The sequence below is a fragment of the Psychroserpens sp. AS72 genome (assembly GCF_038900375.1).
In the GTDB taxonomy this organism is placed as follows: Bacteria; Bacteroidota; Bacteroidia; order Flavobacteriales; family Flavobacteriaceae; genus Psychroserpens.
This window is the reverse complement of the sequence record NZ_JBBMRC010000017.1, coordinates 1-17,408: the sequence shown is the minus strand read 5'-3', so window position 1 is coordinate 17,408 and position 17,408 is coordinate 1. Positions and strand designations below refer to the sequence as shown.

The window sequence follows — 17,408 nt, the reverse complement described above, 5'->3', positions numbered from 1 at the left end:
ATTTAACGGAATTGGAGGTTGCTCAAAAAAAACATTTCGAGCAACTCTACATTACTTCAAAAGCAAGCATTTTTTTTGGATGTATGACTATGCCTGACCTGTTGGCCCGAAATTTAACGGAATTGGAGGTTGCTCAAAAAAAACATTTCGAGCAACTCTACATTACTTCAAAAGCAAGCATTTTTTTTTGGATGTATGACTATGCCTGACCTGTTGGCCCGAAATTTAACGGAATTGGAGGTTGCTCGTAATCCTTAATTTCACCATGTGCTTTTTCAAATCGATTTACATTATCACCTAATGCTTTTAATAATCGTTTAGCATGTTGTGGTGTCAAAATGATTCTAGACTTCACTTTGCTTTTTGGAGTTCCTGGCATAATACTTACAAAATCTACTACAAATTCTGATACTGAATGATTTATAATTGCTAGATTAGAGTAAGTTCCTTCTGCTATTTTTTCATCAAGTTCTATGTTAATTCCGGGTTTCTTATTTTTATTTTCTTCTGCCATGTTATGTATGTTTAATATTTCCGTAGAAAAGGAAATGTGATTTATTATTTGATTTAATACAAAAGCCTTCAAGTAATAAATACAAGAAGGCTTTTGGTTTTATAGGTTATTGAATTAGAATTATTAGTTGTAATTCATTTCCTCTTTTGCTTTCATCATTTCATTGAACTCAGCTTTAGAACCTACTATGATGTTATCAAATTTTCTAACACCTGTTCCTGCTGGAATTCTATGACCAACGATTACATTTTCTTTCAATCCTTCAAGATCATCAATCTTACCATTTACAGCTGCTTCGTTAAGAACTTTTGTTGTTTCTTGGAACGATGCTGCAGAGATAAATGATTTTGTCTGTAACGATGCTCTTGTAATACCTTGTAAGATTGGAGTTGCAGTTGCTGGTTGTGCATCACGTGCAGTTACCAATGCTTTATCCTCTCTACGAAGTATTGAATTCTCATCTCTTAATTCTCTTGACGTTAATACTTGACCAAGTTTTAATGTCTGAGAATCACCAATTTCTTCAACAACTTTCAATCCGAAAATTTTATCATTTTCTTCAATGAAATCTGCTTTATGAACGAGTTGATCTTCTAAGAAAATCGTATCACCAGAATCAATGATTCTTACTTTACGCATCATCTGTCTTACAACAACCTCAAAGTGCTTATCATTAATTTTCACACCTTGTAAACGATATACTTCTTGTACTTCATTTACTAAATATTGTTGTACTGCAGCTGGACCTTTGATATTCAAAATATCGTTAGGTGTAATAGAACCATCAGATAAAGGCATACAAGCTTTTACATAATCATTTTCTTGTACTAAGATTTGATTAGATAATTTCACTAAGTATTTCTTAACCTCACCAAGTTTTGACTCAATGATAATCTCACGGTTACCTCTTTTAATTTTACCAAAAGAAACAACACCATCAATTGCACTTACAACAGCTGGATTAGAAGGGTTACGTGCTTCAAATAATTCTGTAACACGAGGTAAACCACCTGTAATATCACCTGCTTTAGAAGATTTACGAGGAATCTTAACTAAGATTTTACCAATCTTAATTTTCTCACCATCATCAATCATAATATGCGCACCTACTGGTAAGTTGTAAGAACGAATTGCTTCACCTTTACCATCTTCAACAATAAGGGTAGGAATTAATTTCTTGTTTCTAGATTCTGAAATTACTTTCTCTTGGAATCCAGTTTGTTCATCAATTTCTACTTGGTAAGTGACACCTTGCTCGATGTTTTCATATCTTACTTTACCAGCAAACTCTGAAATAATTACACCGTTGTAAGGATCCCATTCACAAATTACATCACCAGTTTTCACTTTATCACCTGGTTTAACATAAATGAAAGATCCATAAGGGATATTATTTGTACTTAATGTAATCCCTGTTTTAGCATCAACTAATTTTAATTCTGAAGTTCTAGAGATGACAACGTCTGTATCTTTTCCTTCTTTATCAGTACTTTTGACCGTTTTAAGATCTTCGATCTCAGCAATACCATCAAATTTAACTGTTAATTTATTTTCTTCGGAAATGTTACCTGCAACACCACCTACGTGGAATGTACGTAAAGTAAGCTGAGTACCTGGTTCTCCAATTGATTGTGCAGCAACTACACCAACAGCTTCACCTCTTTGTACCATTTTACCTGTCGCTAAATTACGACCGTAACATTTTGAACAAATACCTTTTTTAGCTTCACAAGTTAATGCAGAACGTACTTCTACAGAATCTAAAGGAGACGCTTGAATACGTTTTGCTATATCGTCATGAATATGACCACCAGCTTCAACTAATAACTCTTCAGTAATAGGATCATATACATCATTTAATGATGTACGACCAACTATTCTAGCCTCAAGAGTTTCTATAATTTCTTCATTTTTCTTTAAAGGTTGTACTTCAATACCTCTTAATGTACCACAATCTTCAGTATAGATAATAACATCTTGAGATACATCAACCAAACGACGTGTTAAGTAACCTGCATCGGCAGTTTTAAGTGCTGTATCGGCAAGACCTTTACGTGCACCGTGAGTAGATATAAAGTAATCTAAAATTGAAAGACCTTCCTTAAAGTTAGAAAGAATTGGATTTTCAATAATTTCACCACCTCCTGCATTAGATTTCTTAGGTTTCGCCATTAATCCACGCATACCTGTTAACTGACGAATCTGTTCTTTAGATCCACGAGCTCCAGAATCAAGCATCATAAACACCGAGTTGAATCCTTGTTGATCTTCACGAATACGCTTCATTGACAATTCTGTCAATTCAGCATTTGTAGATGTCCAGATATCAATTACTTGATTATAACGTTCATTATTGGTTATTAATCCCATATTATAGTTGCCCATAATACCATCAACTAAGCCATTAGCTTTGTCAATCATACCTTGTTTTTCCGCAGGAATAATAATATCACCTAAACTAAATGATAATCCACCTTGGAATGCAAACTTATATCCTTGAGTTTTAATTTCATCTAAGAAAGAAGCTGTTTCTGGTACACTTGTCTTTTTAAGAATACCATGAATAATATCTCTCAATGATTTTTTAGTTAAAACTTCATTAATGTAACCTGCTGCAGCTGGAACTTTTTCGTTGAAAAGCACACGACCTACAGTTGTTTCAATAATTTGAGTAGTTAACTCTCCTTCTTCATTAAAATCTTGAGTTCTTACTTTGATTCCAGCATTTAATTCTACTTTCTTCTCGTTGTAAGCAATTGTTACTTCTTTTGGAGAATAGAATGTTAAGCCTTCACCTTTAACTTTGTAATCATCAGTAGAAATTCTGTGCTTAGTCATATAATATAGACCAAGTACCATATCCTGAGAAGGTACAGTTACAGGAGCACCATTTGCAGGATTTAAGATATTATGAGATGCCAACATTAATAATTGACATTCTAAAATAGCTTCTGGTCCAAGTGGCAAGTGAACAGCCATTTGATCACCATCAAAATCGGCATTAAACGCAGTACACACTAAAGGGTGTAATTGTATTGCTTTCCCTTCAATTAATTTTGGTTGGAAAGCTTGAATACCAAGTCTGTGTAATGTAGGAGCACGATTTAAAAGAACTGGATGTCCTTTTAAAACATTTTCTAAAATATCCCAAACTACAGGCTCTTTTCTATCTATAATTTTCTTTGCAGATTTTACAGTTTTTACAATTCCTCTTTCAATTAGTTTTCTAATGATAAAAGGTTTGTAAAGTTCTGCTGCCATATCCTTAGGCAATCCACATTCAAATAATTTTAATTCTGGTCCAACAACAATTACAGAACGTGCAGAATAATCAACACGCTTACCAAGTAAGTTTTGACGGAAACGTCCTTGCTTACCCTTAAGTGAATCTGATAATGATTTTAATGGTCTGTTAGAATCTGTTTTCACAGCAGAAGCCTTACGTGTGTTATCAAACAATGAATCTACAGATTCTTGTAACATACGTTTCTCATTACGTAAGATAACTTCTGGAGCTTTGATTTCAACTAAACGCTTTAAACGGTTATTACGAATAATAACTCGACGATAAAGATCATTTAAATCTGATGTTGCAAAACGTCCACCATCTAAAGGCACTAAAGGTCTTAATTCTGGCGGAATAATTGGAATAGCCTTCATAATCATCCACTCAGGTCTATTCTCTCTATTTTTGTTAGAATCTCTAAACGCTTCAACAACTTGTAAACGCTTTAACGCTTCAGTTTTACGTTGTTTAGAGGTTTCTGTATTTGCTTTATGACGTAATTCAAACGATAATTCATCTAAGTTGATTCTTGACAATAAATCAATTAAACATTCAGCACCCATTTTAGCGATAAACTTATTTGGATCTGTATCATCTAAATGTCTGTTTTCCTGCGGAAGACCTTCCATAATGTTTAGATACTCTTCTTCAGTTAAGAAATCGAGTTTCTGTAATGGATCACCTTCTACATTTTTAGCTAAACCTGGTTGAATAACAACATAGCGTTCGTAATAGATAATCATATCTAAACGCTTAGATGGTAAACCAAGTAAATAACCTATTTTATTTGGTAACGAACGGAAATACCAGATATGAGCAACTGGCACAACAAGGTTGATGTGTCCTACTCTATCACGACGTACTTTCTTTTCTGTTACTTCAACACCACAACGGTCACAAACGATCCCTTTGTAACGTATTCTTTTATATTTACCACAAGCACATTCAAAATCCTTTACAGGACCAAAGATACGCTCACAAAATAAACCATCACGTTCTGGTTTATGTGTTCGATAATTAATAGTTTCTGGTTTTAAAACTTCACCACGAGATGCTCCTAAAACAGACTCTGGTGATGCTAAACCAATAGAAATTTTGCTAAACTTCTGTATTATATTCTTATCTTGTCTTCTTGCCATTTTTTTATGGTTCTAACAATTATTTAATTATTTTTTTGCAATTGGATTTGAAACGGACAAGTCACGACATGTCCATTCTAAATTAATCCTCCAATCTAATATCTAATCCTAATCCTTTCAATTCGTGCATAAGTACGTTGAAAGATTCAGGTAGTCCTGGTTCTGGCATTGGCTCTCCTTTTACGATTGCTTCGTAAGTTTTAGCTCTACCGATTACATCATCAGATTTTACTGTTAAGATCTCACGTAATGTTGCAGAAGCTCCATAAGCTTCAAGTGCCCAAACTTCCATCTCTCCAAAACGCTGACCACCAAACTGTGCTTTACCACCTAGAGGTTGTTGCGTAATTAATGAGTAAGGTCCTATTGAACGAGCGTGCATCTTATCATCAATCATGTGTCCTAACTTAATCATATAAATCACACCTACTGTTGCTGGTTGATCAAAACGATCACCTGTTCCACCATCATATAAGTATGTATGACCAAATCTTGGTACACCTGCTTCATCTGTAAATTCGTTGATTTGATCTAATGTTGCACCATCAAAAATTGGAGTCGCATATGTACGTCCTAATTTTTGTCCAGCCCAACCAAGAACCGTTTCATAAATCTGTCCGATGTTCATACGAGATGGTACACCTAATGGATTTAATACGATATCAACAGGAGTTCCATCTTCTAAGAAAGGCATATCCTCTTGACGAACAATACGTGCAACAATACCTTTGTTACCATGACGTCCTGCCATTTTATCACCAACTTTAAGTTTACGTTTTTTAGCAACATAAACTTTAGCTAATTTGATAATACCTGCTGGTAATTCATCTCCTACAGAAATTGTGAACTTCTCACGACGTAATGATCCTTGTAAATCATTTTCTTTAATCTTATAGTTGTGAATTAAATCTGCAACTAACGAATTTAAGTGGTCATCTGTTGTCCAAGTTCCTGAAGTTAAATGCGCATAATCATCAACAGAATTTAACATTTTAAGTGTATATTTCTTTCCCTTCGGAATGATTTCCTCACCTAAATCGTTATAAATACCTTGAGCAGTTTTACCATTAACAAGTGCAAATAATTTTTCAACTAAAACAGCTTGTAAATCATCGAACTTCTTGTAATAGATATTTTCTAATGCTTCTATATCTTCTTTATCTTTTGCTCTTTTACGTTTATCTTTAATTGCTCTAGAGAATAATTTTTTCTCAATAACAACACCATGTAATGATGGAGACGCTTTTAAAGAAGCATCTTTTACATCACCTGCTTTATCACCAAAGATAGCACGTAATAATTTTTCTTCTGGTGTAGGATCAGATTCTCCTTTTGGTGTAATCTTACCAATAAGAATATCACCTGGTTTAATTTCTGCACCAATTCTAATCATACCGTTTTCATCAAGGTCTTTTGTAGCCTCTTCTGAAACGTTAGGAATATCATTAGTTAATTCTTCGTTACCTAATTTGGTATCTCTAACATCTAAAGAATATTCATCTATATGAATAGATGTAAATATATCGTCACGAACTACTTTTTCTGAAATTACAATTGCATCCTCAAAGTTATAACCTTTCCATGGCATAAATGCTACTTTCATGTTACGACCTAATGCTAATTCTCCTTTTTCAGTAGCATAACCTTGACAAAGTACTTGTCCTTTTTTAACCTTATCACCTTTCTCAACGATTGGCTTTAAGTTAATAGACGTTCCTTGGTTAGTTTTTCTAAATTTAACTAATGGATATGTTTTGGTATCACTTTCAAAACTTACCATTGCAGCTTCTTCAGAACGCTCGTATTTTATAGTGATTTCATTTGCATCAACATACTCAACAGTTCCATTTCCTTCAGCATTAATCAATACTCTAGAATCTGAAGCAACTTGACGCTCTAATCCTGTTCCTACGATTGGTGCTTGCGGACGCAATAAAGGTACTGCTTGACGCATCATGTTAGATCCCATCAATGCACGATTGGCATCATCATGCTCTAAAAACGGAATCAAAGATGCCGAAATAGATGCAATTTGATTTGGTGCAACATCTGTGTAATTTACATTTGCTGGATCAATAACTGGGAAATCACCTTCTTGACGTGCAATAATCTTATCTTCTAAGATTTTACCTTTTTCATCAACACGAATATTTGCTTGTGCAATTAACATGTCTTCCTCTTCTTCTGCACTTAAATATATAGGTTCATTCTTGATATCAACAACACCATTTTCTGATTTTCTATAAGGTGTTTCAATGAATCCCATTGAATTTACTTTAGCATAAACAGATAAAGAAGATATTAATCCAATGTTTGGTCCTTCAGGAGTTTCAATTGGACAAAGTCTTCCGTAGTGAGTATAGTGAACATCACGAACCTCAAATCCTGCTCTTTCTCTAGATAAACCTCCAGGTCCTAAAGCCGATAGACGACGTTTGTGTGTGATCTCTGCTAATGGATTGGTTTGATCCATAAATTGAGACAATTGATTAGTTCCGAAGAAAGAATTAATAACAGAAGATAATGTCTTCGCATTAATTAAATCAATTGGCGTAAATACTTCGTTATCACGAACGTTCATACGCTCACGAATAGTACGAGCCATACGTGCTAAACCAACACCAAACTGAGAAGATAATTGCTCACCAACTGTACGTACACGACGGTTAGATAAGTGATCAATATCATCAATCTCTGCTTTAGAATTGATTAACTCAATTAAATATTTAATAATTGTTATGATATCTTCTTTGGTAAGCACTTGCTTATCCATACCGATATCCAACTGTAATTTTTTGTTCATTCTATAACGACCTACTTCACCTAAAGAGTAACGTTGGTCTGAAAAGAATAATTTATCAATAATACCACGTGCTGTTTCCTCATCTGGCGGCTCAGCATTACGTAATTGACGGTAAATGTGTTCAACAGCTTCTTTTTCAGAGTTTGTTGGATCCTTCTGTAAGGTATTATGAATAATTGCGTAATCTCCTTGTTGAGATGTTTCTTTGTGTAATAAAATTGTTTTTACACCAGCCTCAAGGATTTCTTCAATATTGTCTTTATCTATAACTGTGTCACGATCTAAAACAATTTCGTTACGTTCAATAGATACAACTTCTCCTGTATCTTCATCAACGAAATCTTCATGCCAAGTGTTTAATACACGAGCAGCAAGTTTACGATCGATCACTTTTTTAAGTCCAGATTTTGAAACCTTTACTTCTTCAGCAAGATCAAAAATCTCTAAAATATCTTTATCACGTTCAAAACCGATAGCTCTGAATAATGTCGTAACAGGTAATTTTTTCTTTCTATCAATGTAAGCGTACATTACCTGATTAATATCTGTAGCAAATTCTATCCAAGATCCTTTAAAAGGAATTACTCTTGCAGAATATAATTTAGTACCATTCGCATGGAATGATTGACTAAAGAATACACCTGGAGATCTGTGTAATTGTGAAACAACAACACGCTCTGCACCATTGATACAGAATGTTCCACTAGGAGTCATATAAGGAATAGTACCTAAATACACATCTTGAACAATTGTTTCAAAGTCTTCATGCTCTGGATCTGTACAATACAATTTTAGACGTGCTTTCAAAGGCACACTGTATGTAAGTCCTCTTTCTATACATTCTTCAATTGAATATCTAGGTGGATCAATAAAATAATCCAAAAATTCTAAAACGAATTGATTACGTGTATCCGTAATTGGAAAGTTTTCCATGAAGGTGTTATATAGCCCTTCATTTCCTCTTTGTTCTGATTTTGTCTCTAACTGGAAAAAATCCTGAAAGGATTTAATTTGAATATCCAAGAAATCTGGATACTCAGTTCTGTTTACTATGGAAGAGAAGTTTAATCTTTCAGCTGTATTTGCTAACATCGATGAACGCGTTTTTGATTAAAAAATAACTAGTTTGTTTGTGTAACTTTTTTATACACAAAAGGGTTTAGGTCATTTCGACTATATCGAAAGACCTAAACCATAATTTGTAGGTTTGTTAAGCTTACTTAACTTCAACCTCTGCTCCTGCTTCCTCTAATTGAGTTTTAAGGGCTTCAGCTTCATCTTTAGCAACACCTTCTTTGATTGCACTTGGTGCATCATCAACTAAACCTTTTGCTTCTTTTAATCCTAAACCAGTTAATTCTTTAACTAATTTAACAACTGCTAATTTAGAAGCACCTGCTGCTTTAAGGATTACGTCGAATTCTGATTTTTCTTCAGCAGCTTCTCCGCCACCTGCTCCACCTGCTGCTACTGCTACTGCTGCTGCTGCTGGTTCGATACCATATTCGTCTTTTAATATTGTTGCTAACTCATTAACTTCTTTTACTGTTAAGTTAACTAATTGTTCTGCGAAATCTTTTAAATCTGCCATTTTCTACCGTTTTAATAATTTTAATAAAATATAATTTGTTTAAGTGCGTACTTAGTTGATTATCCTTCTCTTTCGGATAATGTTTTGATGATACCTGCAATTGTTCCACCACCTGATTTAAGTGCTGAAATAACATTCTTAGCTGGTGATTGTAATAATCCAATGATATCTCCAACCAATTCTTCTTTAGACTTGATATCTACTAACATGTCTAATTGATCATCGCCAATGTAAACTGCCTCTTCAATAAAAGCTCCTTTAAGCAAAGGCTTATCAGATTTTTTACGGAAGTTCTTGATTACTTTAGCTGGAGCATTTCCAGTTTCAGAATACATTACAGAAGTATTACCTTTTAAAACTGTTGGAAGTTCTCCGAAATCTCTATCAGAAGCTTCCATAGCTTTAGTTAATAATGTATTTTTTACTACGCTTAATTGTACGTTTGCTTTGTAACAAGCACGACGTAAATCTGAAGTGTTACCTGCATTTAATCCTGAGATATCTGCTAAATAAATATTTGCATTATCTGCTAATTGAGCAGTTAACTCTTCAATTACTTGTGATTTTTCTTCTCTTGTCATAATAATAAAGATTTAACTACTTATGCGAATTTAACTTCAATTGCGATACTAGGACTCATTGTACTAGACATAAAAATGCTTTTCATATAAACACCTTTAGAAGCAGTTGGTTTTAATTTATTTAAAGTCGTTAACAATTCCATCGCATTCTCTTCTAATTTATCAGCACTAAATGATGCTTTTCCTATTGGAGCATGTACAATTCCTGTTTTATCTACTTTAAAATCAATTTTACCAGCTTTAACTTCTGCTACTGCTTTAGCAACATCCATTGTAACTGTTCCTGTCTTTGGGTTTGGCATAAGTCCTCTTGGACCTAATACTCTACCTAAAGGACCTAATTTACCCATAATAGCTGGCATTGTAACGATAACGTCAACATCTGTCCAACCACCTTTGATTTTTTCTAGGTATTCATCTAATCCAACGTAGTCTGCACCTGCAGCTTTAGCTTCCTCTTCTTTATCTGGAGTAACTAATGCAAGAACTTTCATGTCTTTACCTGTTCCATGTGGAAGAGATACAACTCCTCTTACCATTTGATTAGCTTTACGAGGATCAACTCCTAGTCTTACTGCTAAATCAACAGAGGCATCAAATTTTGTATACGTAATCTCTTTCAATAATGCTGTAGCTTCTTTGACAGAATATAATTTATTCTTCTCTACTTTAGCTTGAGCTTCTTTTTTGTTTTTTGTAATTGCCATTTCAAAAATTTTTTAGTTAGGTGCTTCACCACCTTTAACTGTGATTCCCATTGATCTTGCAGTTCCTGCAACCATCTTCATAGCAGATTCGATTTCAAAGGCATTTAAATCTACCATTTTATCTTCTGCAATAGCTTTCACTTGATCCCAAGTTACTTTAGCTACTTTCTTTCTGTTCGGTTCACCAGATCCTTTTTTTACTTTGGCTGCTTCCATTAATTGTACCGCAGCTGGAGGAGTTTTAATTACAAAGTCGAAAGACTTGTCTTTGTAAACTGAAATTACAACTGGAAGAACTTTACCAGGCTTATCCTGTGTTCTAGCGTTGAATTGTTTACAAAATTCCATGATATTAACTCCAGCAGCTCCTAAAGCGGGTCCAACCGGTGGCGACGGATTCGCAGCACCTCCCCGAACTTGTAATTTAACTACTTTACCTAATTCTTTTGCCATTTTTAAATTTTTAGTTTTGTATCTCTTTTAATATGGAAGCAAAAAGACATACTTTCTATATATGTAACAATTATTATACTTTATCAACTTGCATATAACTTAATTCTAATGGTGTTTTTCTTCCGAAAATTTTAACCATTACTTCAAGTTTACGCTTATCTTCATTTATTTTTTCAACAGTACCATCAAAACCATTAAAAGGTCCATCAATTACTTTAACTGTTTCTCCAATAGTGTAAGGAATAGCTATATTAGAATCAGCTTCAACAGATAACTCATCTACTTTACCTAACATTCTATTAACCTCAGATTGTCTTAATGGCACAGGCTCTCCTCCTTTAGTCTCACCTAAAAATCCAATTACATTTGTAATAGATTTAATAATATGAGGAATCTCTCCACTTAAGTTAGCTTGAATCATAATATAACCTGGAAAATAAGTACGTTCTTTGTGTACTTTCTTCCCATTACGAATCTGGATAACTTTTTCTGTAGGAACTAATACTTGATCAACATAATCTTCTAAACCTAATCTAGAAATTTCATTTTCTATATAAGTTTTGATTTTGTTTTCCTGACCACTTACAGCTCTAACAACGTACCACTTTTTATTCACACTAGTCTCAGACATCCTCTCTGTTATTTTAGTTACATTAAATTAAAGTAAGCCTTAATCACTTTACTAAAAACAGTATCAACTCCCCAAATAGCTAGTGAGAATATGATTGAAAATACAGCCACCAAAACAGTTAAACTTTGAGCTTCAGACAATGTCGGCCAAGAAACGTTGTTTCTTAACTCGTCAAAAGATTCTTTTATATAATTTACAATTCCTGCCATTTGATTTAGTATTAATACACATTACTTTCGTTTTGTGTCAACTTTAATTGAAACGATTTTTTAGAACGATCTAAGAAATCAAATCCCGTTTTTTTTATTTCTTTGCACGGGTTGAGAGACTCGAACTCCCGACACCTGGTTTTGGAGACCAGTGCTCTACCAACTGAGCTAAACCCGTAAATATTAATCAAGGCATCTTGTAAAAACAAGACACCTTAATCAACATTTATATAATAAATATTTATTCTAAAATCTGAGTAACTTGACCTGCACCTACAGTTCTACCACCTTCACGAATAGCGAAACGCAAACCAACGTTCATTGCAATCGGTTGAATTAATTCAACAGTGATTGTAAGGTTATCTCCAGGCATTACCATTTCAACACCATCTGGAAGCATTATGTTTCCTGTTACATCAGTTGTACGAACGTAAAACTGTGGACGATAGTTATTATGGAATGGAGTATGACGTCCACCTTCTTCTTTTTTAAGTACGTAAACCTCAGCTTTAAATTTAGCGTGTGGTGTTACAGAACCTGGCTTACAAATAACCATACCTCTAGAGATTTGAGATTTCTCAATACCTCTTAATAAGATACCAGCATTATCTCCAGCTTCACCTCTATCAAGAATTTGACGGAACATTTCAATACCAGTAATAGTAGATGTTAATTTCTCAGCACCCATACCAATAATTTCTACTGGATCACCTGTATTACCAACACCTGTTTCAATACGACCTGTAGCAACAGTTCCACGACCTGTAATTGAGAATACATCTTCAATAGGCATTAAGAATGGCTTATCCATATCACGTGTAGGCTCTTCGATCCAAGAATCAACAGCTTCCATTAATTCCATCACAGTATCTACCCATTTTTGTTCACCGTTAAGTGCACCTAAAGCAGAACCAGCAATTACAGGACCATTATCTCCATCATATTCATAGAATGATAACAACTCTCTGATTTCCATTTCAACTAATTCTAACAACTCTTCATCATCAACCATATCCACTTTATTCATGAATACAACCATACGAGGAATTCCTACCTGACGTCCTAAAAGGATATGCTCACGTGTTTGTGGCATTGGACCATCTGTTGCAGCTACAACTAAAATTGCACCATCCATTTGAGCAGCACCAGTAACCATGTTCTTTACGTAATCCGCGTGACCTGGACAGTCAACGTGAGCGTAATGACGATTAGCAGTTGCATATTCAACGTGCGATGTATTAATTGTTATACCTCTTTCTTTCTCTTCAGGAGCATTATCAATTTGATCGAAATCTTTTGCTTCTGATAAACCTGCATCAGCTAATACTTTAGTAATAGCAGCAGTTAAAGTTGTTTTACCGTGATCTACGTGTCCAATAGTACCTATATTAAGGTGTGGTTTTGAACGATCGAAAGTTGCCTTTGCCATGTTTAATTTATTTTAATCTTAATTATTATTAGTATTCAATTTAATTCTTTTATTCAAAAAAAAAGAGCCAATGACGAGAATTGAACTCGTGACCTCTTCCTTACCAAGGAAACGCTCTACCCCTGAGCTACACCGGCTTTAAAGGTTGTAAGCTAAACAGAAACGTTTACTTAAAAACTCTATCAACAAAAGTTGATTTTGTTAGAGCGAGAGACCAGGTTCGAACTGGCGACATTCAGCTTGGAAGGCTGACGCTCTACCAACTGAGCTACTCTCGCATTTTTTAACTGTTTTACCAGTTAAAGGTTTCAAAATTTCAAGGTTTGGATTTTTTCATCCAACTAAATTTTGGATTAATTCGCTTTGCTTAGTCTTTATTAAATATAAACTTGACAAAAAATTATCAAACTAATATTCTAATAATGATTACTTCGCTACGCTCAGTGATCCTAGATTGGTGACCCAATCCATATAATTTCTAAACGTAATTTTACAAAAGCAAGCTTTTGAGAATTACTAACAAGAAATTAATTGTGGGGAGAGCAGGATTCGAACCTGCGAAGACGTAGTCAGCAGATTTACAGTCTGCCCTCGTTGGCCGCTTGAGTATCTCCCCAATTTTAAAGAACTTTTGCTAAAAACAACTTTCGTTTTTTTAGACTTTTTTAGAGCCGATGGAGGGACTCGAACCCACGACCTGCTGATTACAAATCAGCTGCTCTAGCCAGCTGAGCTACATCGGCTTTTCTATAACTTTTACACTATAAAAAAAGCCCGCTATTTCTAACGGACTGCAAATGTAAAGATTTATTTATTTATTCAAAACATTTTTTTAAAAAATTTATCACATATGTGTTCTTAATTTTTCTTTTCTACGTTTTAACTGCCTTTCTAACGATGAAATTGCCATATCTGCTCCTTCTTCAAATGTTTTACATTGTTTTTTTACAATAAAACTATCTCCAGGCACTTTTACTCGTGCTTCAAAAATTTTATTTTCTTTATCACTAGTGTTTTCTACTTTTAAATACACATCAGATTGTATTACTTTATCATAAAACAAATCTAATTTATCCATACGGTTTTGAATAAATTCAATTAGTTTTTTGTCTGCATTAAAATTTACAGCTTGTGTGTTTACCTTCATATTCGTTCTTTTTGGGTTAGACAATATTACTTTTTACTTCTAGGATGTGTATTTGAATACACTTTTTTTAATTCTGCTATACTGTTATGTGTATAGATTTGAGTTGCTGCCAAACTTGAATGTCCAAGAAGTTCTTTTACAGCATTTAAATTCGCACCTTGATTAAGTAAATGAGTCGCAAATGAGTGCCTCAATATGTGCGGACTTCTTTTCACTTTACTAGACACCTTACTAAAGTAGTCATTTATAATTCTGTATACAAGAGTTTCATAAATTTTAACCCCTTTTTTAGTTAAAAACAAATGAGACCTATCTACTAAAACTTCTAATTCATTTCTTTGGCTCAAATACATTTTTAATGTTTTTATAACTGAGTCTAATAAAGGGATTAATCTTTCTTTGTTTCTCTTACCTAACACCTTTAAAGTTTTATTTGACATATCAACATCAGTTAGTTTAAGTTGCACTAGTTCTATACGACGAATTCCTGTTGCATAAAACAATTCTATAATCAAACGGTTTCTTAATCCTTCAAAATCTGTTTCAGAATTAAGTTCATCTAAAACTTGTCGCATTTCGATTTCTGAAAACGGCACCTGGATTTTTTTACTCACTTTTAAAGCTTTATGCTTTGTCAAAGGATTTACAGTTATGGCTTTAGCTTTTAGTAGAAACTTATAATAAGTATTAAGTGAAGATATTTTTCTATTAATACTTCGGTTTGAAATACCGCTTTCAACTAAACTTACAATCCAATTTCTTATTTGTTGGTAGTTTACATCATCTATAGAGTTGGTTTGAAATTCTAATTCAACAAATTTTTTAAATGCTTCTAAATCATTCAAGTAAGCTTTAAGAGTTAGCTTTGAATAGTTTTTTTCTAGCAATAGGTAATCTGAAAAGGCTTTAAATGACATATTTAAAATTTCCGAAGTAATAGTTATTCGTAAATTTAAAAGTACAACCTTTAAATTTTTATTTCACTATAAAGCAAAAAAAATCCTGCTCAAACGAACAGGATTTATATTATATAATAAGCAATTGTTAAACTGCTTCTTGATCTCTTAGACCTTGAACGTATTGTGCTTTATGCACTTGCGCTCTACGTGCTATAGAAGGTTTTGTAAATTGCTTACGTTCTTGCAACTGATTTTTAACCGTTGTCTTCACAAACTTGCGTTTGTAACGCTTTAGCGCTCTATCTATATTTTCTCCTTCTTTTACTGGAATTATTAACATAGTTCTTAACCTCCTCTCTTTTAGATTTTTTAAGGCTGCAAATATAAAAACTAATTTAAAATGTCCAACTACTTTTTTAAAATTTAGATTAATCTTTAAACAAAGATGCTCTTTGACTTAAATCCTGAATCAGTTTTTCGTCTTCCTCACTTTCCAAAAGTACGTTATAGTTTTTCCAGAATGCCTTATCATATGGCTTTGGAGAAAAGATATCCATATCCCATTCGCCATCGAGTTTCATTTTAATAACCTCTTTATCTAGAATAATTTCTGAAAACAAAATTTCTTGAACTGTATAATAATAGCGTTCTTCTTCATTATAACGTTGTTTTTCTTCATCACTTACTTTTTGATCTGTTTTAAAACCAACATTAACAAGTTTAGGCGTTTCGTAATAGATATAATTAGGATACATCTTATCTTGATACTCCATATACGTCATTACCAGTTTGTGATTCACTTGTGTGTCAAATAAACGCTTACTTCTAACTTTTTGTGCTGGAGAAGCTGCTACAAGTTCATATTCTATTTTTTTGATTGCATAATTATCATAGTAAATGTACAACCAACCTTTGGCATTATATCCTGCATTAAAAATGCCTTTGGTGTCTAAATCGACAAATTTTATACTTTCTGAAATTTTAATTTTATAGATCTTTCTATCGTTATCCACCAAGATCGTATCTAAATCAAAATGGTGCTTTTCTAAAACATCTTCTCCAAAAAGAGCCTTGGCATCACCAGAATTTCTAAGTAAGTTTAATTTACCTTGAAATATATTTTGAAGTCCGTTGACTCTAGTGTCATTCCATTTTATGGCTTTTTCTAATTGTGCAGTTGATATATCTCGACGCCTTACATCTTTAACTTTTAATCTGCTTCGTTTAGCATTTTGATTATTATAAGCCACATAATTAAAAATACTATCTACATCTCTAAGGTCATAACTTTTTCTAACCTGATCCACATTGATTTTTAAATAATCACTAGAATTTGCTGCAAACCCAGAATCATAAACCGTTATTGCACTTTCGATAAGCCACTTAAACTCGACTTTGTTTCGTTCTTTATGTCGTAAAAATCCTTTTTGTATATAAGCTGAATCTGGTAAATTAACAGCTAACTTCTTCATCGCTTTTAGTACAATATCATTTCCAGTTTTAGGACGTGGTTCTGCTGTAATAACAACCTCATCAAGTGATGCCACATCTTCATCTAGGAAAACATCAAAACTATTGTCGAACTCATCTACAGGGATTTTGTAACTCTTATATCCTATTGAAGAAATAATTAATGTGTCTTTTGCAAATTCTTCTGGTACTAATAATGTAAATTTCCCATCTGAATTACTCACCGTACCTATAGTAGTATTTTGCACATAAATACTAGCACTCTCAATTGGTGATTGCATAGTAAAATCGACAATCTTATTTTTAACTTCGATTTGTGCTGAAACGCTAAATGTGAAAAGCAAAGTTGTTATCGCTAGAAAATTTTTAATGTATTTGATTATCATACTAAGTATTCTTTAAAATGCGAGGGAACAGTTTGGTTAATATTTCCGAAGAAAAAAATTAAGTCGCTGGTTTATAATCTTTATTATCAATTACCATTTTAGCGATAATTGAAATTGATTTTCGCTAAAATAATAATTAAGATATTATGTCGCTGGTTTATAA

Annotated in this window: 15 protein-coding genes and 5 tRNA genes; 1 reads left to right on the top strand and 19 read right to left on the bottom strand. The window is 33.4% G+C overall.

Annotated elements, in window-relative coordinates; translation table 11 throughout:
* Nucleotides 1-209: hypothetical protein (locus WNY78_RS18485; RefSeq protein WP_342874705.1), on the top strand; the 209-nt coding region annotated here is incomplete at its 5' end.
* Here WNY78_RS18485 and WNY78_RS18480 read toward each other — a convergent pair.
* The 19 genes from WNY78_RS18480 to WNY78_RS18390 form a co-directional block, all read right to left on the bottom strand.
* Nucleotides 200-514, bottom strand: coding sequence for a DUF3467 domain-containing protein (locus WNY78_RS18480; RefSeq protein WP_321225486.1), 315 nt, complete (start codon nucleotides 512-514; stop codon nucleotides 200-202). The genes WNY78_RS18485 and WNY78_RS18480 overlap by 10 nt on opposite strands.
* A gap of 123 nt (nucleotides 515-637) precedes the next feature.
* Nucleotides 638-4,939 carry a DNA-directed RNA polymerase subunit beta' gene (rpoC, locus tag WNY78_RS18475; RefSeq protein WP_342874704.1) on the bottom strand — a complete coding sequence of 1,434 codons (4,302 nt, stop codon included), beginning with the start codon at nucleotides 4,937-4,939 and terminating at the stop codon, nucleotides 638-640.
* 82 nt (nucleotides 4,940-5,021) lie between these two features.
* Nucleotides 5,022-8,834 (bottom strand): DNA-directed RNA polymerase subunit beta, encoded by a 3,813-nt coding sequence (gene rpoB / locus WNY78_RS18470; RefSeq protein ID WP_342874703.1) that lies wholly within the window; start codon nucleotides 8,832-8,834, stop codon nucleotides 5,022-5,024.
* 124 nt (nucleotides 8,835-8,958) lie between these two features.
* The gene (gene rplL / locus WNY78_RS18465; protein WP_342874702.1) at nucleotides 8,959-9,333 is read right to left on the bottom strand and encodes a 50S ribosomal protein L7/L12; all 375 of its coding nucleotides are present in this window, start codon (nucleotides 9,331-9,333) and stop codon (nucleotides 8,959-8,961) included.
* A 59-nt stretch (nucleotides 9,334-9,392) separates the two neighbouring features.
* Nucleotides 9,393-9,914 (bottom strand): 50S ribosomal protein L10, encoded by a 522-nt coding sequence (rplJ, locus tag WNY78_RS18460; protein ID WP_342874701.1) that lies wholly within the window; start codon nucleotides 9,912-9,914, stop codon nucleotides 9,393-9,395.
* Between the two features lie 20 nt (nucleotides 9,915-9,934).
* Nucleotides 9,935-10,621 (bottom strand): 50S ribosomal protein L1, encoded by a 687-nt coding sequence (gene rplA / locus WNY78_RS18455; protein ID WP_342874700.1) that lies wholly within the window; start codon nucleotides 10,619-10,621, stop codon nucleotides 9,935-9,937.
* A 12-nt stretch (nucleotides 10,622-10,633) separates the two neighbouring features.
* Nucleotides 10,634-11,074, bottom strand: coding sequence for a 50S ribosomal protein L11 (gene rplK / locus WNY78_RS18450; protein WP_342874699.1), 441 nt, complete (start codon nucleotides 11,072-11,074; stop codon nucleotides 10,634-10,636).
* 73 nt (nucleotides 11,075-11,147) lie between these two features.
* On the bottom strand, nucleotides 11,148-11,705 hold the full coding sequence (nusG, locus tag WNY78_RS18445) for a transcription termination/antitermination protein NusG (protein WP_342874698.1): 558 nt from the start codon (nucleotides 11,703-11,705) through the stop codon (nucleotides 11,148-11,150).
* Nucleotides 11,706-11,722: 17 nt separating this feature from the next.
* The gene (gene secE / locus WNY78_RS18440) at nucleotides 11,723-11,914 is read right to left on the bottom strand and encodes a preprotein translocase subunit SecE (RefSeq protein ID WP_321225478.1); all 192 of its coding nucleotides are present in this window, start codon (nucleotides 11,912-11,914) and stop codon (nucleotides 11,723-11,725) included.
* Between the two features lie 105 nt (nucleotides 11,915-12,019).
* Nucleotides 12,020-12,092, bottom strand: a tRNA-Trp gene (locus WNY78_RS18435).
* 63 nt (nucleotides 12,093-12,155) lie between these two features.
* Nucleotides 12,156-13,343: an elongation factor Tu gene (tuf, locus tag WNY78_RS18430; RefSeq protein WP_342874697.1), complete on the bottom strand. Its 1,188-nt coding sequence runs from the start codon at nucleotides 13,341-13,343 to the stop codon at nucleotides 12,156-12,158.
* Between the two features lie 65 nt (nucleotides 13,344-13,408).
* A tRNA-Thr gene (locus WNY78_RS18425) sits at nucleotides 13,409-13,480 on the bottom strand.
* Nucleotides 13,481-13,548: 68 nt separating this feature from the next.
* Nucleotides 13,549-13,621, bottom strand: a tRNA-Gly gene (locus WNY78_RS18420).
* 256 nt (nucleotides 13,622-13,877) lie between these two features.
* A tRNA-Tyr gene (locus WNY78_RS18415) sits at nucleotides 13,878-13,959 on the bottom strand.
* 53 nt (nucleotides 13,960-14,012) lie between these two features.
* Nucleotides 14,013-14,086, bottom strand: a tRNA-Thr gene (locus tag WNY78_RS18410).
* A gap of 101 nt (nucleotides 14,087-14,187) precedes the next feature.
* The gene (gene raiA, locus WNY78_RS18405; protein ID WP_342874696.1) at nucleotides 14,188-14,490 is read right to left on the bottom strand and encodes a ribosome-associated translation inhibitor RaiA; all 303 of its coding nucleotides are present in this window, start codon (nucleotides 14,488-14,490) and stop codon (nucleotides 14,188-14,190) included.
* Nucleotides 14,491-14,516: 26 nt separating this feature from the next.
* On the bottom strand, nucleotides 14,517-15,407 hold the full coding sequence (locus WNY78_RS18400) for a tyrosine-type recombinase/integrase (RefSeq protein WP_342874695.1): 891 nt from the start codon (nucleotides 15,405-15,407) through the stop codon (nucleotides 14,517-14,519).
* Between the two features lie 127 nt (nucleotides 15,408-15,534).
* Nucleotides 15,535-15,729, bottom strand: a complete 195-nt coding sequence (rpsU, locus tag WNY78_RS18395) for a 30S ribosomal protein S21 (protein WP_342874694.1) — start codon at nucleotides 15,727-15,729, stop codon at nucleotides 15,535-15,537.
* A gap of 88 nt (nucleotides 15,730-15,817) precedes the next feature.
* A complete protein-coding gene (locus tag WNY78_RS18390; protein ID WP_342874693.1) occupies nucleotides 15,818-17,245 on the bottom strand; it encodes a carboxypeptidase-like regulatory domain-containing protein in 1,428 nt (475 codons plus the stop codon).
* Nucleotides 17,246-17,408: the final 163 nt, after the last annotated feature.